20 protein-coding genes are annotated in these 13,409 nt (G+C 45.7%); 2 read left to right on the top strand and 18 right to left on the bottom strand.

What is annotated here, in order from left to right; translation table 11 throughout:
- The 12 genes from FYJ51_RS01855 to FYJ51_RS01800 all read right to left on the bottom strand — a co-directional run bounded on the left by FYJ51_RS01855 (window position 1) and on the right by FYJ51_RS01800 (window position 7,957).
- Window positions 1–2,400 (bottom strand): phage tail tape measure protein, encoded by a 2,400-nt coding sequence (locus FYJ51_RS01855; protein ID WP_154502556.1) that lies wholly within the window; start codon window positions 2,398–2,400, stop codon window positions 1–3.
- Window positions 2,379–2,738: a hypothetical protein gene (locus FYJ51_RS01850; protein WP_154502553.1), complete on the bottom strand. Its 360-nt coding sequence runs from the start codon at window positions 2,736–2,738 to the stop codon at window positions 2,379–2,381. The genes FYJ51_RS01855 and FYJ51_RS01850 overlap by 22 nt, the downstream gene beginning before the upstream one ends.
- 41 nt (window positions 2,739–2,779) lie before the next feature.
- The gene (locus tag FYJ51_RS01845; protein ID WP_154502550.1) at window positions 2,780–3,046 is read right to left on the bottom strand and encodes a hypothetical protein; all 267 of its coding nucleotides are present in this window, start codon (window positions 3,044–3,046) and stop codon (window positions 2,780–2,782) included.
- Between the two features lie 10 nt (window positions 3,047–3,056).
- Window positions 3,057–3,620 carry a phage tail tube protein gene (locus FYJ51_RS01840; RefSeq protein ID WP_154502548.1) on the bottom strand — a complete coding sequence of 188 codons (564 nt, stop codon included), beginning with the start codon at window positions 3,618–3,620 and terminating at the stop codon, window positions 3,057–3,059.
- A 14-nt stretch (window positions 3,621–3,634) separates the two neighbouring features.
- Window positions 3,635–3,973, bottom strand: coding sequence for a hypothetical protein (locus FYJ51_RS01835; RefSeq protein WP_205946116.1), 339 nt, complete (start codon window positions 3,971–3,973; stop codon window positions 3,635–3,637).
- Window positions 3,970–4,218: a hypothetical protein gene (locus FYJ51_RS01830; protein WP_154502545.1), complete on the bottom strand. Its 249-nt coding sequence runs from the start codon at window positions 4,216–4,218 to the stop codon at window positions 3,970–3,972. The genes FYJ51_RS01835 and FYJ51_RS01830 overlap by 4 nt, the downstream gene beginning before the upstream one ends.
- Entirely contained in the window at window positions 4,211–4,549 is a 339-nt protein-coding gene (locus FYJ51_RS01825; protein WP_154502542.1) for a hypothetical protein, read from the bottom strand. Before FYJ51_RS01825 ends, FYJ51_RS01830 begins: the two co-directional genes overlap by 8 nt.
- Window positions 4,524–4,940 carry a phage Gp19/Gp15/Gp42 family protein gene (locus tag FYJ51_RS01820; protein ID WP_154502539.1) on the bottom strand — a complete coding sequence of 139 codons (417 nt, stop codon included), beginning with the start codon at window positions 4,938–4,940 and terminating at the stop codon, window positions 4,524–4,526. The genes FYJ51_RS01825 and FYJ51_RS01820 overlap by 26 nt, the downstream gene beginning before the upstream one ends.
- Window positions 4,912–5,082, bottom strand: a complete 171-nt coding sequence (locus FYJ51_RS01815) for a hypothetical protein (RefSeq protein WP_154502537.1) — start codon at window positions 5,080–5,082, stop codon at window positions 4,912–4,914. The genes FYJ51_RS01820 and FYJ51_RS01815 overlap by 29 nt, the downstream gene beginning before the upstream one ends.
- Window positions 5,082–5,969: a phage major capsid protein gene (locus FYJ51_RS01810; protein ID WP_154502534.1), complete on the bottom strand. Its 888-nt coding sequence runs from the start codon at window positions 5,967–5,969 to the stop codon at window positions 5,082–5,084. The genes FYJ51_RS01815 and FYJ51_RS01810 overlap by 1 nt, the downstream gene beginning before the upstream one ends.
- A 6-nt stretch (window positions 5,970–5,975) precedes the next feature.
- Window positions 5,976–6,458, bottom strand: a complete 483-nt coding sequence (locus FYJ51_RS01805) for a capsid assembly scaffolding protein Gp46 family protein (RefSeq protein WP_205946115.1) — start codon at window positions 6,456–6,458, stop codon at window positions 5,976–5,978.
- Window positions 6,459–6,529: 71 nt separating this feature from the next.
- Window positions 6,530–7,957, bottom strand: coding sequence for a terminase TerL endonuclease subunit (locus FYJ51_RS01800; protein ID WP_154502528.1), 1,428 nt, complete (start codon window positions 7,955–7,957; stop codon window positions 6,530–6,532).
- Window positions 7,958–8,087: 130 nt separating this feature from the next.
- On the opposite strand from FYJ51_RS01800, the gene FYJ51_RS13905 reads away from it, so the two are divergent.
- Complete coding sequence (locus tag FYJ51_RS13905) at window positions 8,088–8,297, top strand: KTSC domain-containing protein (RefSeq protein ID WP_154502525.1); 210 nt, start codon at window positions 8,088–8,090, stop codon at window positions 8,295–8,297.
- On the opposite strand, the gene FYJ51_RS01790 is transcribed toward FYJ51_RS13905, so the two are convergent.
- From FYJ51_RS01790 to FYJ51_RS01765, 6 genes are all read right to left on the bottom strand, one after another.
- Window positions 8,294–8,683, bottom strand: a complete 390-nt coding sequence (locus FYJ51_RS01790; protein ID WP_154502522.1) for a hypothetical protein — start codon at window positions 8,681–8,683, stop codon at window positions 8,294–8,296. The two genes, FYJ51_RS13905 and FYJ51_RS01790, sit on opposite strands and share 4 nt — an antisense overlap.
- A gap of 36 nt (window positions 8,684–8,719) precedes the next feature.
- Window positions 8,720–9,142: an HD domain-containing protein gene (locus FYJ51_RS01785; protein WP_154502519.1), complete on the bottom strand. Its 423-nt coding sequence runs from the start codon at window positions 9,140–9,142 to the stop codon at window positions 8,720–8,722.
- Window positions 9,126–9,335 carry a hypothetical protein gene (locus tag FYJ51_RS01780; protein ID WP_154502516.1) on the bottom strand — a complete coding sequence of 70 codons (210 nt, stop codon included), beginning with the start codon at window positions 9,333–9,335 and terminating at the stop codon, window positions 9,126–9,128. The genes FYJ51_RS01785 and FYJ51_RS01780 overlap by 17 nt, the downstream gene beginning before the upstream one ends.
- The gene (locus FYJ51_RS01775; protein ID WP_154502513.1) at window positions 9,332–10,702 is read right to left on the bottom strand and encodes a hypothetical protein; all 1,371 of its coding nucleotides are present in this window, start codon (window positions 10,700–10,702) and stop codon (window positions 9,332–9,334) included. Before FYJ51_RS01775 ends, FYJ51_RS01780 begins: the two co-directional genes overlap by 4 nt.
- Window positions 10,702–11,964 carry a hypothetical protein gene (locus FYJ51_RS01770; protein ID WP_235897195.1) on the bottom strand — a complete coding sequence of 421 codons (1,263 nt, stop codon included), beginning with the start codon at window positions 11,962–11,964 and terminating at the stop codon, window positions 10,702–10,704. The genes FYJ51_RS01775 and FYJ51_RS01770 overlap by 1 nt, the downstream gene beginning before the upstream one ends.
- 156 nt (window positions 11,965–12,120) lie before the next feature.
- Window positions 12,121–12,474 carry an HNH endonuclease gene (locus FYJ51_RS01765; protein ID WP_154502510.1) on the bottom strand — a complete coding sequence of 118 codons (354 nt, stop codon included), beginning with the start codon at window positions 12,472–12,474 and terminating at the stop codon, window positions 12,121–12,123.
- A gap of 729 nt (window positions 12,475–13,203) precedes the next feature.
- Here FYJ51_RS01765 and FYJ51_RS01760 point away from each other — a divergent pair.
- A complete protein-coding gene (locus FYJ51_RS01760) occupies window positions 13,204–13,407 on the top strand; it encodes a hypothetical protein (protein ID WP_154502507.1) in 204 nt (67 codons plus the stop codon).
- Window positions 13,408–13,409 lie beyond the last annotated feature (2 nt).

Here is a 13,409-nt window from a genome sequence, read left to right as displayed (position 1 = left end):
TCAGACCCCCTTCATTGCAAGAATGTACTCTCGTGTTGCATTCCTGGTCTGCCGAGCAATCTCGCTAGGATCCAGCTCTGTAGGAGCATTGATCGTGATAGACTGGTTGAAATCTCCTCTGGCCGTATATTCGTTCTCGCTTGAGAGCAGATTGCGAAGATACGATTCCGACATAATGACTTCTTTTCCTGCCTCTCCACCTCCCAGCAGATGATCACCGATAGCCCCGAATATTGTTGCCCCATTCAAAACAAATGGCTGTTCCATTGCCTTTCGATACCAGGAAACAGAAACAGACGGAACTTCCCCTGTTTTTCCGTTAAAGCTCCCGCTCATCGAGAAATGCGGCATCTCGATATGATGGTTGAATTCAAATTTTGTATTCTTGAATTTCTTTGCCATCTCATCGATGCTGTCGATGACCTTCTTCTTCATGGTATCCATTGTTTTCGAGATTTCATCATTTGCCTGGCTGAAGGATGTTTTCATGGTCGAAAGATCCGCCTTCAGGTTCGTGATTCCGGTTTTGATCTTCGGAAACTGCTGAATCAGCTTGTCAAAGTGCTCTGTCATCTTCTTGATCGCCGGATTGAATGCAAGGCTTGCAGTAGATACAAGTGTCATGCTCCCAGACATCCCGGTAAACCCAGTTGCCAGAGCAAGCGCGCCTGCAGCCGCAATAGCTGAGCTTGCCCCGAATGCTGTCATTGAAGTAGAGAGCATCAGCACAGCTGTTGCCGAAGTCGTCCCATAGACAGAAACCGTCGGCAGCTGCTCTGCAAGCTTTGCGATTCCAGTTGCCGCAAGATCAACTCCAGCTCCAACCCCAAGGACTGCCGCTCCAAATGCTACAAAGCCAACAGACCCAGCTGTCAAAGCAGGTCCCAATGCTGCCGCTCCTGCTGCCAATCCAGCAATCGAAGCGATCATCAATGCCATCGCTGCGCCAGCTCCCGGACCTGCCTGTGTTACCTGTACAGCCGCAGATGCAACCTGTTTAATGCCAACGCCTGCAAGCGCAATTCCTGCCCCCAGAGCAACCAGAGACAACGCCTGACCTGCTAACTGTCCGAATGACGTTGCCGCGGATCCGACTCCTCCGGATGCAGATGCAGCTGTGGATCCGAAACTGCTTAGCTTCGAAGTCGCACCTCCTGCCCTAGAAGCAAAACTTCCAAGGTGAGAAACCAGGGAAGAAGTACCACTGATCAGCTTCCCGCCTACTGACATCACAGGCCCTGCAGCTGCAGCTACAAGAGCTGCTTTGACAATCAGGTCCTGTGTTGACGGAGACAGAGAAGACCATAGATCAGTAAACTTCTGGATAATCGGAATAGCCGTCTGAACAACGCCCGTAATGGTCGGCATTACCGCTTCTCCGAACTGATACCCAAGAACCATCAGATTGTTCAGCACCGTCTGCCACTGATCAGCAGGATCCTGCATCGCATCAAAGGTATCTCCGGTCGATCCCAATGCATCCTGAAGTGAATACTGAGAGGTGGTAAACATATCTGCATTCAGCGTCCCGTTGCTGAAGAGCTCATACAGCTTTGCACCGGCTCTTGATCCGAAGATTGATACAGCTTCATCAGAGCTTCCTACTGCCTTTGCAAACTCTTCCTGCATGGAAACACCGTCAGACATTGCATTTGCCTGGACTCTGCTCAGTCCCATCATGACTGTAGACACATCTGCACCGGATTTTTCCAGTTCGCCCAGGAGATGCGCAGAATCTGCAGCATTCAGCCCAAGGCTCTGCAGCGCAGTCGCATTGGATACCATATCAGCTTCAAGCGTATCCATCGAGATGCCCGTATCCTGGCCAACCTTGTTCAGCGTGTCGAGCATTGCTCCTGCGTCATCCGCAGTCAGGCCGAAAGCGCTCAGAGTCTTCTGAACGTTATCAATTGACCCGTTAACATCAACGCTATTGACCTGAGCAAACTTCAGAAAGTCAGTGGAAAGCTGTTCCAGCTGATCTCCTGTCACTCCGAATCTGGTATTTACCTCACCGATGGCTGTACCTGCATCCTGGAAAGTGACCGGCATTGATGTCGCAATGTTCTGAACAGACTTCTGCATCTGTTCCAGCGCTTCTCCAGTTGCTCCTGTTTTCTGAACAACTGTATCAAGTCCTGCGTCTACTTTAGACCAGGAAGCCATTGCCGCAGTTATCCCAGCTGTTAACGGGACAGAAACCTTCTTTGAAAATGTATCTCCAACATTAGAAAGGTTTTTCCCGAAGGAATCGGAGAACCCGCTTCCTGCTTTCTTTCCAGCATCTTCACCGGCTTTTTTTGACGGATCTCCAAGAGCAGAAGAAAGGTTGTCAGATATATTCTCCGTTGTAGGCACGATTCGCACATAAGCGGTCGCTAGTTCGATTCCTTCTGCCATTTGTTACCTCCATAGCGCGCTTTGAAAAAGTCTTCCTGACTATCGAATGATCTGACGTTTTTCTGAGCATTATCCTGCTGCTGGTCTTTTCCGAAGACCCAGTCAGTGATTCTCGGTGGATATTCTCTTTCGGAATGATCCGCAAGAAGCCATATCACATTTGTCAGCTTGTCGATTAAAATTGCTTCAAGCAACTGATCAGGTAACTCATGAACTATTCCATTGCGCTTCTTTGATACTCTTGAATTTGCCCCTAAACCGGAAACAAGCACTGCGATCTGAGACGGTCGCAGTGCCTTCATGTCATATAAATGATATGCCTCTGCAAGATCACACACGATTTCATCATGATAGTCATGCAGCGCCCCGGCAAGGGCAATCAGTTTTTTTCTTCGTTGATCGAATTGAGGAATGAAAGAAACTCCGAAGACATAGATGTACTGTGCACAATGCCATCCTTCGAAAGACCACGAACATGCTCTTTCAATGCGCTGTATCCTTCATCTCCAAGAACCATCTTCATTCCTTGGATCAGTGCCGAAGAGCTTCCTTTATCGGCCTCCGTCAGAATTTCAACAAGTTCCCAGTTATCAATTGCTTCGGCGTTAACTTTCCACTCGAATCCGGTTTTTGTCTTGCCCTTCATCTGTTACTCCTCAGGCAGAAGCCTTTGCTTTGATATAGTCTTTCGATGTAGTTCCATCTCCGTCAGCTACTGCCGTAATAGTTACACCATAGGCGATTGGCTCATCCGGCTTAAAATTAATATCGTCAAGATCTGTTGATTTTCCGTTCGGGATAACGATCCGGAAAAGATCTCCATTAGACATGACCTGATCAATTACCCATGCAAACTCATCAGGTTCACTGGAATCGTGTTTTACAGTAAGACCAGTACCAAGATCTCCGCTGACGCTGGCATTTCCATAGGTTGCTTTCTGCACTGCTGCATTCAAGGCCTCAATCATTGCAAACGCAAAGGTTTCTTTAACTTCGGTCTGAACAACCTTAACTGTATTGCCTCCCCAGTCTTTGATTTCCTTTGTCGTGCGCTTGATAGAACGCTTCAGTCCGTCTTCACTAATCAATCCGACGCATGTAAAAGCCTTATCAAGTTCTGTATCTGCACTCGTTGGAAGAGTTGTACCTTTCGGCGCATAAAAAATGGCACCTGTAGATTTAGGTCTCCCTGTAGTTACGTAATCTGTGTTATTTGGCATAATGCTTTCCTCCATTAAAGTTCTTTCGTCACAACCGAATAAACAGCCTGATAACGATGCTGTTTAGCTGCAGTATTCGTGAAGTTGTAATCACTCATCAGCTTGATTGAAGATATTCCTTCAATATCTGCAGTCAGCAGGATCTTCTTTACTTTCTCATTCAGCTTTGCAGCTTTTGCGAGACTCCCGGAAATCGACTGAACCGCAATCGTCACCGTTGTCACATAATTTGAGCTTGAAGATCCTGTCCGCTCAACGATGCAGTATTCCTCCGGAGCATCTTTCGGCCGCTCCATATATGTATCGATTCCGCTTTTCAGAAGAAGTTCTATGATCTTTGTCTCAGCGATCATCCGCCTACTCCCTTCAGGACGGTATTGTTATCAAGATTATCCTGCTTTGCCTTATCCGTCTCCGGATAGACATAAGCGGTCACACGACCGTCTTTGCTGGAATAGTTGATGTTCACTTTGTATCCGTCTCCCATTGCAGCGACTTTCTGATTTGCCAGGTTCTGCACCATCGCTCTGGTTTCTGCAGCTTTCAGCAGCTTATTTACTCCAGACTTATTCAGCACCAGCTTGAAATCATCACTCATATCTTTCCACCTGATACTTATCATTCCAGGCTAACGGAATGAGGGAATCGATACCTTTCTGCGAAAGCGTGAATACATGCCATCTCTTTCCGAAGAATTCTACAATTGCATCCTCCCAGGAATGCTCATCCCCTTTCGGAATTGCAATCTGATAGACTGCTTTCTTCCCATAAAGGTTCACGGTTTCAAGAAGCTCCTGAGAAGACAGCGGAGCGACCAGCACATTATCAACAGAAACAGGTTCCAGTTCCTGATAGATCGGAGCGTTGAACTCATCCCTTCCTGTCTCTTTACGCTGGATCAGTTTAACTGTTATCCCTTTCAAGCCCATAGATATCTACCATCCCATAGCGCTGACGATTCAGACCGAGGCGCTTCAGATCCTTGTTCATGATGCTGATGCCGCCGCCTGTATTTGTATATGTTCCAGACCAGGAGTATCCAAGCGCTGACTGAGATTCCTGGCTAAGCAGAGTCGATTTGTCAGAAGCGCTCTGCTCGATATACCTGGAAGCAATATCAACCGTGACAGATTTAACTACATTCTTCGGAATGTCGCCGGCTTCAATCATCTGATCGAGATCTTTTCCGACTTTCTTTGCCTCATAGCGGAGCTGATCGGAAATAACCGGAAGGATGGCAGCACACTTTTCCTGCTCATCCAGTGTGAGCTTCCGCCACATGATGCTCAGGTCATCGACTGCCGCGAAGCTTTCGTCCATTTGATCTCACCGCCTTCTTTTTCTTCTCTGTAACATTAGAAGAAATGAGAGGCTGCTTGTCTGAAACAGCCTCCCAATCTCTATCAATCAGCACAGATGGAATATCAATCACGTTTCCGCTTTTGATGTTCCTATACTTCATCAGCCTGCCTTCTGAACGATCTTCTTGAAGAAGGAATTCTCCAGAATGCCCCAGCCGATGTAAGCCTCAGCACGAAGCACAATCTGGTTCATCTGCTTCAGATCTCCCTGGCCATCCGGATCACCATACTGAATGATCTCACACGGTACAGATTCTGCATAACCCCATTTGAATGCATTCTGGAAGTCGCCGAGGATAACCAGATCCTTAGAAGCACCGAAAGAAACCGTGTTATTCACATCAGAATTCATTCCATAGAACGCATCAGGATTCTGCCCGAATCGGAATTCCGGATACTGTGCAACACCGTTCACTTTGATCTTTCCCAGAGAAGCACCGAATGCTGGCGCAATTGCCAGACCTGTAACTGCTCCGCCTGCCCCAATGATTGTCTGAACAGCGGAATCAATGTCATCATCCTCTGCACCTGCAGTTGTTTCGACCTTTCCGATTGCATCCATGTCAAAATTCTTGGATGCCAGAGAATCAACAGCAGTACCTGTTGCCGGGTTTACACCGTGCATTGCCGCAATATCAAGAGCACGTGCCATCTTCTTCGAGAATCCATCCGTAAATGCTTCAAGATACGGAAGCTGCTGTTCTTCAGCCATGTTCACGAATTCATCGGAAAGACGATGCTGATAAACAAACTTGATCGGCGTAATGCTTACCGGTGTAAACTTTGCATCTCCGGCAGGCTTCTTAGCGCCTTCTCCAACGATGGATGCTTCTCCATCCATTGCAAATGTGAACTGTGTAGTTCCTGCAAACGGAACTGGCTTCTGAGCAGACAGCTTTGCCAGAGACGAATGCCCATTCACCTTGCTGAATACATCAGTTACAAGCTCTTTCGGAAATACATCTGTTCCAGTCGTGATCAGTCCCATAATTTACTATTCTCCTCTCAATCCTTTCGCCAGCGCCTTCAATGCGCTGTTCTTCGATTCTTTTCCTGTGTCGTCATTGCCTTCCGCCATAGGCGTAGTGACATGCGGCTGCTTGCCGATCAGCTTCACCAGATTCTCAGCATCTTTCCGGATTGAATCTTCATCGTCTCCGGAAAGCCTGCCTGCAAGTTCATACGGGAGGCCTGTTTCATGGGCAATTCGCGTTTTTACCGAGGCGGACTCGTAACCCTTGATCTTGGCATCCTTTTCAGCAATCTTCTTGTCATAATCAGCGTATTTCTTGGCGTTATCTTCTGCTGCTTTCGTCAAATCGGAGATCTGTTTTGCATAGTCATCTTTGACCTTCTTCAGATCATCCGGAGAAACCCAACTCTCATACTTTTTGCTGACGGTATCGCGTTCGCGATTAATTCTTTCCTTGATTGCTGATTCAAACTGTTCCTGTGTTGTAATCGGTGTGAAATCCATATTTAAGTCTCCTTTCCCCATTTCAATCCGCATGGTATGCGTAAATATCTAAAAAAGCGGATTTCTCCGCTTTAATAGACGAATTTCTGTTTCCTGCGCTCCTTGGTCTTCTTGCAGGACCATAGCGCAAVAATCATTGATTCCATCAGTGATACATCTACGTTCTCTCTGATGGACTTGTATCCAAATCCTCCATTTGATCCAATCGCACGGCGCTGCACATTGCAGACAGACTGTTTCAGAGACCGCTGTCCCATGTGAGAGATCATCTTTTCGTCCAGCATCTGCTGAAACAATGAATTTGCCTCGATAATATCTCCAACCTTCGGGATAACCGGAGCCTTTCTGATTCCGAAGTCTTTCATCTCATCGGTAAGAATCTTCTGACCATTAGCCCCGTCAATCACGACATTCTCAACATCTGCTTCTTTCAGGAACCGCAGGATCCATCCGTCTCCATTTCGCTTAGGCTGACAGTCTATGGATTCAACAAAAATCTTATCGGAGGAAGTCTTCACTGCAATGCTCATGGAAGCATTTCTTCCGTCAGCTCCGAACTTGATCCCGACGTACAGCTTCCCTTTCAGCTTTGGCAGCTTATCAGCCTTCAGCTCATCCCACTGGTTCTCACTGATCTCAGAATGAAGGTTCTGAGTCGTCCAGTAGCCAAGACGCTGAATATTGAAGTCAAGAATATCTTCATTTGATTTCCCTGAAGGGATCTCATCCAGGATCTTTCTCTCGGTCAGGATCGTTCCCAGTGATGGGTTCGTCTCGTACCAGGCATCTTTATCATTCGGGTCCGTCAGCTGATCTACTGACCACTCAGCCCACCCGGTGTTATACGTGTTACCGGATAGAACGTCTCCCCGCAGATGCATGAATACTGTTCCGGATGATACCGGAGTAGGCGGCGTCCCGCAGAACAGCGTTTGCGGATTTGCGGAAGATGAGACAACATACTTCAGTGTTGTTTCCTGATCATCCTGGTATTCCTGTGCTTCATCGATGACCAGCAGATCGAATCCCTCGCCAAGGCCTCCCTTCGAGGTTCTGGTTCGGAAAGCAATGGATCCTTTTCCATCTGCCATCTCGATACGCTCAAGGCCATACTGCTTGTATGAAGTGTAGTCTTCTTTTTCCTTGTATCCTGCATCTTCAAGAAGCTGGCACAGCCGTACCCATGCAGAATTTGAAGTCATTGTCCGGTGGGCTGTGTGCAGCATATGCTCGCCATTGATCAGCCCATATAGCTCCCGGATTGCAATTACTTCATTCTTTCCGTTTCGACGTGATACCTCATATCCGAATTTTGTATGTACCCATAAACCATCATCGTTGTATGACAGGATGTCATAGATCAGCAGCTTCTGCCAGTCCTGAGCAGTTCGCTTGGTTTTCTCGTATAGCTTTATTGCTTCTTCACCGTGCGTTTTCGTATATGGAAGAACAACGGATTGTGTAGGAGTCTGGCGACCTATTCTGTTAGGTTCAGCCATGACTCCTCCTATCCGTTGTCACTCTTCTTCGGCGGTCTGAATATCTTTCTCATATTCCTCTATCAAAAAAGCATCCCGAAACTGGATGCTATACTTTTCTTGCCGTTCCAGCGGCTAGAAAGGAAATAAAATGCAGCGTACATTAGTAAGATCTTCACATCTGCTATCTGTTGGATATGATAAGCCAAAAATGATTCTTGAGATTGAATTTGTCGATCATCATATTTATCAGTTTGCAGGAGTTCCTGAATTGATCTACCTGAATCTCATGAGGAGTAATTCCAAAGGAAAGTACTTTAATACTTTTATCCGAAAATACCCGCATATTAGAATTCTTTAGCAATTTGATTCTGTCGGAATACTTGTTTCTTCCGACAGGACTTTTATTTCTTCTTCACTAATGATAATCTCGCACATTGGATCATAATTTGCCTTCAGCCATTCTTGTAACGGATTTGCGAGCTTTTCTAATTCATATAACGCTTCTAAGCCAGATACTTTTCTCATCTTGTTTTCTTCAAAAGCAGGCATAGTATGACTTTTTATTTCCACCTGAAGAATCTCTCCTCCGAATTTCTCACGCCATCTTTCCACTTCTTTTCTATCGTGGTCGTATTCCGCTTCAAATAGATTATTCGTTACTGTCGAAATAGTCTTTTCTCCATGCAAAACATTTCCGCCAAATAGATAATTACCTAATTTCAGAACATAAATTGTATCTGACATTATCACTTCCTCCATAGAAAAAGCACCCGAAGGTGCTCAATTCTCCAAGTATTCAAGTGCTTTCCGATATTTCTTGTTGCGCTTAATATCTTCTTCTGTTACTTTTGGTAACCTGCTTAGATCAATATTGTGCTTCAGATCAGCAATTTTTACTTGTCTCGCTACAGGATCTTTTTTTACCCGCTTAATATAGTCAAAATAGTCTTCTCCTGATTTGCGTGTCAGCACAATCACCGAATTGACAATTTCCCTTGGAATTCCCTGATTGAGAAGATCCTTAGATGTTACTGATGTATCCTCAAGCACATCATGCAGAAGTGCAGCAGTCTTTGTTTTCTCTCCATCAACATGCGCAGACACCCAAAGCGGATGATAAATATAATCTTCTCCCGCTTTGTCTTTTTGCCCGAGATGAGCTTTTCTGGCAATTTCTTTTGCTTTCTCAAGAATATTGCTCATTTCTGATCTGCTTGTTAACCTCCTGTTCAGTCAACATTTTGCAAGGAATATCACCCGAAAAAATCCCTGTCATATCCCAGTCCGTTACCCATTTCTCTTTCAGCCTATCATAGCGCTGAATAGGTTTATTATAAGCATATCTAATGAGAATATTACCGTCGTCATAGGCTAAACAATAGTTATAATCTGTCATCTGACCACATCCTTTATACGCTCAATTTCATTAGGCACGCCAATACTCGAGGCATTTTCAATCATTTGGTTAGTTAGTTTTTTATTCATTTCTTTTGAGGTTTCTGCGAGTCTAACCTCTTCATAAAGCTTGTGGTTTGACTCTTTTACCTCTAAACTTTGCGGAGTATGGAACTGAAGTTCAAACACATAGCCTTCTTTGTCCTTAACGAGAGTATTTATTCCTTTGTATGGAACATTCTTTAGGGCAAATGTATTTGTGACTTCAATTACAGTATAACCATTTTTCCCAAGATTATCTTCAGTAACGAAAAAATCATTCGTTAATGATTCTTTATCTGAGACACTTGTATACCTCAAAACATCTGTTACCTTACCAGCATACTCTTCAATAGATATTCCTTTTGATGCCGATTTATCTACAAGTTTTCTTGCTAATGATTCCTCACCTTTTAGTCTGTACTGCAATCCTTCCAGATGTCCTGTTCCTTGCGAAACAGCCTGCTTCAGATCTTCTGTAACTATTTTTTCTTTCTGAGACGCCTGAGTAACTAGATCACCAGCAATGCTGTATGCTTTCCGATACTCAAGCTGTTTCTTGATATCTTCAGGGCTGTTACTTTTTTCATCGCTTGAAATCAGTTTTTCACGCTTCCGATCCGATTCCTCCGCCCATTGATTATTCTCCCAGTCTCCTTTACCTTGCCGGAAAACCCCTCTCTTGGTCTTGTAGGTAATGATGCACCCGCATCCCGGATGGCGCTCAAACATGCCTCTGTCATAGGCTTCCTGATACGGGACATCTGTGCCGCAGCGATCCAGGCACCACTGGCACGGCTGACCGCCACCTTTATCCGTGGTATGCACTCCTACATCGTCATATTCACGACTTACCAGAACTTCCAAGCCGGAATCATTCGCAAAAGAAGCGCTTTTCCTTTCACTGTCATCAGCATATTTCTGAGACTGCAGCACAATATCCTTGGCAACCTTATCCAGTCCTTCTCTGACATCCTCATATCCGGCCAGTTTGTTTGCAATGTCATCTGCAATATCTTCGTAGTCACTCACAGATGCCTGGATTCCAAGTCCAGCGGCTTGATTTGCGGCTTTCTGTGCAGCCTTTGATGCATTTGCCACAGCTTGGTAGTTTGCCTGAAATACGGCCTCTAATGCCTGCCTGATATCATCCTGATCTCCATCGGAAAAACTCTCTTGCAGTAAGTCAACAGAAAGCTTGCCAGCACGCGTACTGTATTTCTGCAGAGCAGCCAGATCACCATCTGCCACCTTCTTACGGATCTGATTGATCTGGCTGTCATTCTGAAGCCTGCGTCGGTATGATTCCTGAATATCTTTAACATCCATCAAAAGCTACCGCCGGATCCGCTGCTATCCGCATCCATTCCTGTCAGATTTCTGAGATTCTTGCTGCCGAAATATCCTGGAACAGCCTGGTTAACCTTCGCTGCTGCGTCTCCGATCAGACCGATAGCGGATGCATCCGGTTCAAAGATAGGTTCCCACAATGGCTTTGTCTGATAGATCTGATTCCGTTTGTATGAATAGTTATCTCTCAGGCATGCTGCAAGATATCCGGCATTGATAAATCCGATTCCAAGAGATCTCTGCGCTTTTCTTGCTGCAAGTCTGAGACTTTCATGTGATGCTCTGATCGCGTCGTAGCTTGAAGGATTAACAGTTGTAAATCCAAGATCATCAGTCGTTAATCCGGTCTCTCCAGCAAACAGAGACGCATAGGTTTTGATCTCATCAATGTATGGAGTCATCTGAGCCTGAGCAAACTGACCGATGGAAGGGTTCGGAGCAGATGGATCATCACTTCGATAGATCTGAAGGAATCTGGTCATCGACGCTTTCTCTCCATCCATTGGCTCCGCATCCGGATCCATGCCCAGGATATATTTCTGAGGGAATGAATTCACTTCCGAACAGATGCACATATTCATCAGTGCATCCTTTGTGTTGTCCTGGTAGCTCATGCAGGCTCTTGAGATACGGCTATGTCCGAATGGCCTCTTTGCATCAGGGCGGTTAATAATCGGAACCAGCAGAGGATATGGAGCTGGATTGCTTACCGAATAAGGGTTCCTCCCATTCTGATAGATCACGGTTTCGCCAGCCACAAAGTATGCTTCCAGGATCGGCTTATCGGTATCCGGATCACGCTGCAGAACTGCATATCCTTCCTCCAGCATGTTGGTGATCGGATCGATAATGCCAGTTGCATTAGCTCCATCGATGACCTGCAGCCGAGGGTTTCCGAATTCATCCTGAGAAATGTAAATGAAATCGCATGAAGAAATCAGAGCTCCAAGAATTGCCGAATCAAACAGAACATCGGCATTATTCATCTGGAAGATTGTCCCCATGTCGAAGTTATCATTGTCAAAACCTCTGAACTGCAGCCGATCTGCAAGAGAATCAACCGACTTCGCACACCAGCCGGAAACAAATCTGAATTTGTTTCTCAGTGCCGGAGGAACCATCAGATTGCGCGGCTGGTGGCTGTCTTTCATCTCATAGTACTTGTACCTGATCAGTACACGCCCACGCTTTACTGACAGCTTTCTGCGCAGATAAGCGATCCCTTTATACTGTTTATCCATCAGCTATTACCTCCAGCAAAAAGGCCGCCAAACAGCGGCCAGAAAAACGAAAATGTAAATGAATGAAAACTCAGCGAGAAATATTCGCAGTTATCGGGCGCTGTTGCGAGCCACCCCTGGGGCAGGGGTCCCTCCCGCCCCTGTTCAATAGCAAGATCAGGAAGATCTGTATTGTGCCCAATTCATCGATTGTGGCAACACCCGGTTATCCGGGGTTTGCTCGGGGATATACTTCTTGTTAATCACTTTGTCTGATTTTGCTCGGTTGCAGGCAAGATGGGCAAGCTGCATGTTTGCAAGATCAGAAGGATGTCCGCCTTTTGCAATCGGGATGATGTGGTCAATCGTCGGTGACATTGGATCCGGAAACTTCAGTGAGAAATCGACGGGCTTTCCACAGATCGCACATACTGTCTGCGTCGCATAGATTATCTTCTTGTTCTTGTCAAATGCTGCACGGAAGTGCCCGTCTTTATCAGGACGATTTCGCTTGTACTTACCCTGTCCCATTACCGTATAATCCCATTCTGCTTGTCCCACCATCGGCGGTAAAGATCGCAGTCAGTTATCTCATCCGTGGACCAGCACCGGCTCTCGCACTCTGTACACGGACATGTAGCAAGCTGCTGAATATGCCTGATCTCTTCCAGGTATTGAGCTCGTGTCATGTGTGATAGATCATGATCTCTGTCGATGTCGTCCATAGTTTTCTCCGAAAGAAAGAGACCGGGAATATGAACAGATGCCAGCCAGCGGCATTTTGGCAATTAAGAAGAAGGAGGACCCGGTCTCATAGAAAAACGGCAGCCATCTTTCTGACCGCCGTTCTTCACGATATCAATATAGCAGAACCAATTTGGACAATTTGGACGAGATTAAAGAAAGCACAGAAAACCGCATAAATATGCGGAAATCTATTGCATATTATAGTGAGTATGCTATAATATCAATGTAAAGAAAGGAGGAACGCAAGCAATGGACCCGAACATATTAAAAGCCCTGCTTGAGATGACCACAGCAATTATCCAGCTAGCCACAGCGATAGTTCTGCTGAAATCATCTAAGAAGAGCTAACCAGCATGAGGAGCGAAAGCTCCTCTGCTTCGAATGCATTTACATATTATCAGTGAAGGAGGAATAATTCAATGAACACAATTAACTGGATCACGCTTATCATCTCAATTACTGCGCTAGTTCTTGCCGTAATAAGTCTTATTAGTTCCGTTAGGAAGAAGTAAAATGTCAAGAAAAGCATCCGGAGAGTTTAACCAGATCAAGTATCAGAACGACTGGAAGAAGCAAAACATGAAACAGGTAGGAGGATCCTACAAGACAGAGTTCGTCGATGAATTCAAAGCAGCCTGTAAGAAGCTCGGTGTCTCACAGTCTGAAGTGATCAGGGCAGCAATGGAAGAGACCATCAGAAAAGCGGAAGGCAAATAGCC

The sequence above is a fragment of the Stecheria intestinalis genome (assembly GCF_009696165.1).
GTDB classification, from domain to species: Bacteria; Bacillota_I; Bacilli_A; order Erysipelotrichales; family Erysipelotrichaceae; genus Bulleidia; species Bulleidia intestinalis.
The sequence above is the reverse complement of the archived record's forward strand: the minus strand, read 5'-3'. Positions and strand labels throughout refer to the sequence as shown.

Excerpts from the sequence above, each read along its gene's own strand:
- FYJ51_RS01780 (WP_154502516.1), bottom strand. The coding sequence starts at position 9,335 with ATGACAGATTATAACTATTGTTTAGCCTATGACGACGGTAATATTCTC.
- FYJ51_RS01760 (WP_154502507.1), top strand. The coding sequence starts at position 13,204 with ATGTCAAGAAAAGCATCCGGAGAGTTTAACCAGATCAAGTATCAGAAC.
- FYJ51_RS01770 (WP_235897195.1), bottom strand. The coding sequence starts at position 11,964 with ATGGATAAACAGTATAAAGGGATCGCTTATCTGCGCAGAAAGCTGTCA.
- FYJ51_RS01805 (WP_205946115.1), bottom strand. The coding sequence starts at position 6,458 with ATGGATTTCACACCGATTACAACACAGGAACAGTTTGAATCAGCAATC.
- FYJ51_RS01810 (WP_154502534.1), bottom strand. The coding sequence starts at position 5,969 with ATGGGACTGATCACGACTGGAACAGATGTATTTCCGAAAGAGCTTGTA.
- FYJ51_RS01855 (WP_154502556.1), bottom strand. The coding sequence starts at position 2,400 with ATGGCAGAAGGAATCGAACTAGCGACCGCTTATGTGCGAATCGTGCCT.
- FYJ51_RS01775 (WP_154502513.1), bottom strand. The coding sequence starts at position 10,702 with ATGGATGTTAAAGATATTCAGGAATCATACCGACGCAGGCTTCAGAAT.
- FYJ51_RS01835 (WP_205946116.1), bottom strand. The coding sequence starts at position 3,973 with ATGATCGCTGAGACAAAGATCATAGAACTTCTTCTGAAAAGCGGAATC.
- FYJ51_RS01845 (WP_154502550.1), bottom strand. The coding sequence starts at position 3,046 with ATGAAGGGCAAGACAAAAACCGGATTCGAGTGGAAAGTTAACGCCGAA.
- FYJ51_RS01815 (WP_154502537.1), bottom strand. The coding sequence starts at position 5,082 with ATGAAGTATAGGAACATCAAAAGCGGAAACGTGATTGATATTCCATCT.
- FYJ51_RS13905 (WP_154502525.1), top strand. The coding sequence starts at position 8,088 with ATGCAGCGTACATTAGTAAGATCTTCACATCTGCTATCTGTTGGATAT.
- FYJ51_RS01825 (WP_154502542.1), bottom strand. The coding sequence starts at position 4,549 with ATGGGCTTGAAAGGGATAACAGTTAAACTGATCCAGCGTAAAGAGACA.
- FYJ51_RS01765 (WP_154502510.1), bottom strand. The coding sequence starts at position 12,474 with ATGGGACAGGGTAAGTACAAGCGAAATCGTCCTGATAAAGACGGGCAC.
- FYJ51_RS01785 (WP_154502519.1), bottom strand. The coding sequence starts at position 9,142 with ATGAGCAATATTCTTGAGAAAGCAAAAGAAATTGCCAGAAAAGCTCAT.
- FYJ51_RS01840 (WP_154502548.1), bottom strand. The coding sequence starts at position 3,620 with ATGCCAAATAACACAGATTACGTAACTACAGGGAGACCTAAATCTACA.
- FYJ51_RS01790 (WP_154502522.1), bottom strand. The coding sequence starts at position 8,683 with ATGTCAGATACAATTTATGTTCTGAAATTAGGTAATTATCTATTTGGC.
- FYJ51_RS01820 (WP_154502539.1), bottom strand. The coding sequence starts at position 4,940 with ATGGACGAAAGCTTCGCGGCAGTCGATGACCTGAGCATCATGTGGCGG.
- FYJ51_RS01830 (WP_154502545.1), bottom strand. The coding sequence starts at position 4,218 with ATGAGTGATGATTTCAAGCTGGTGCTGAATAAGTCTGGAGTAAATAAG.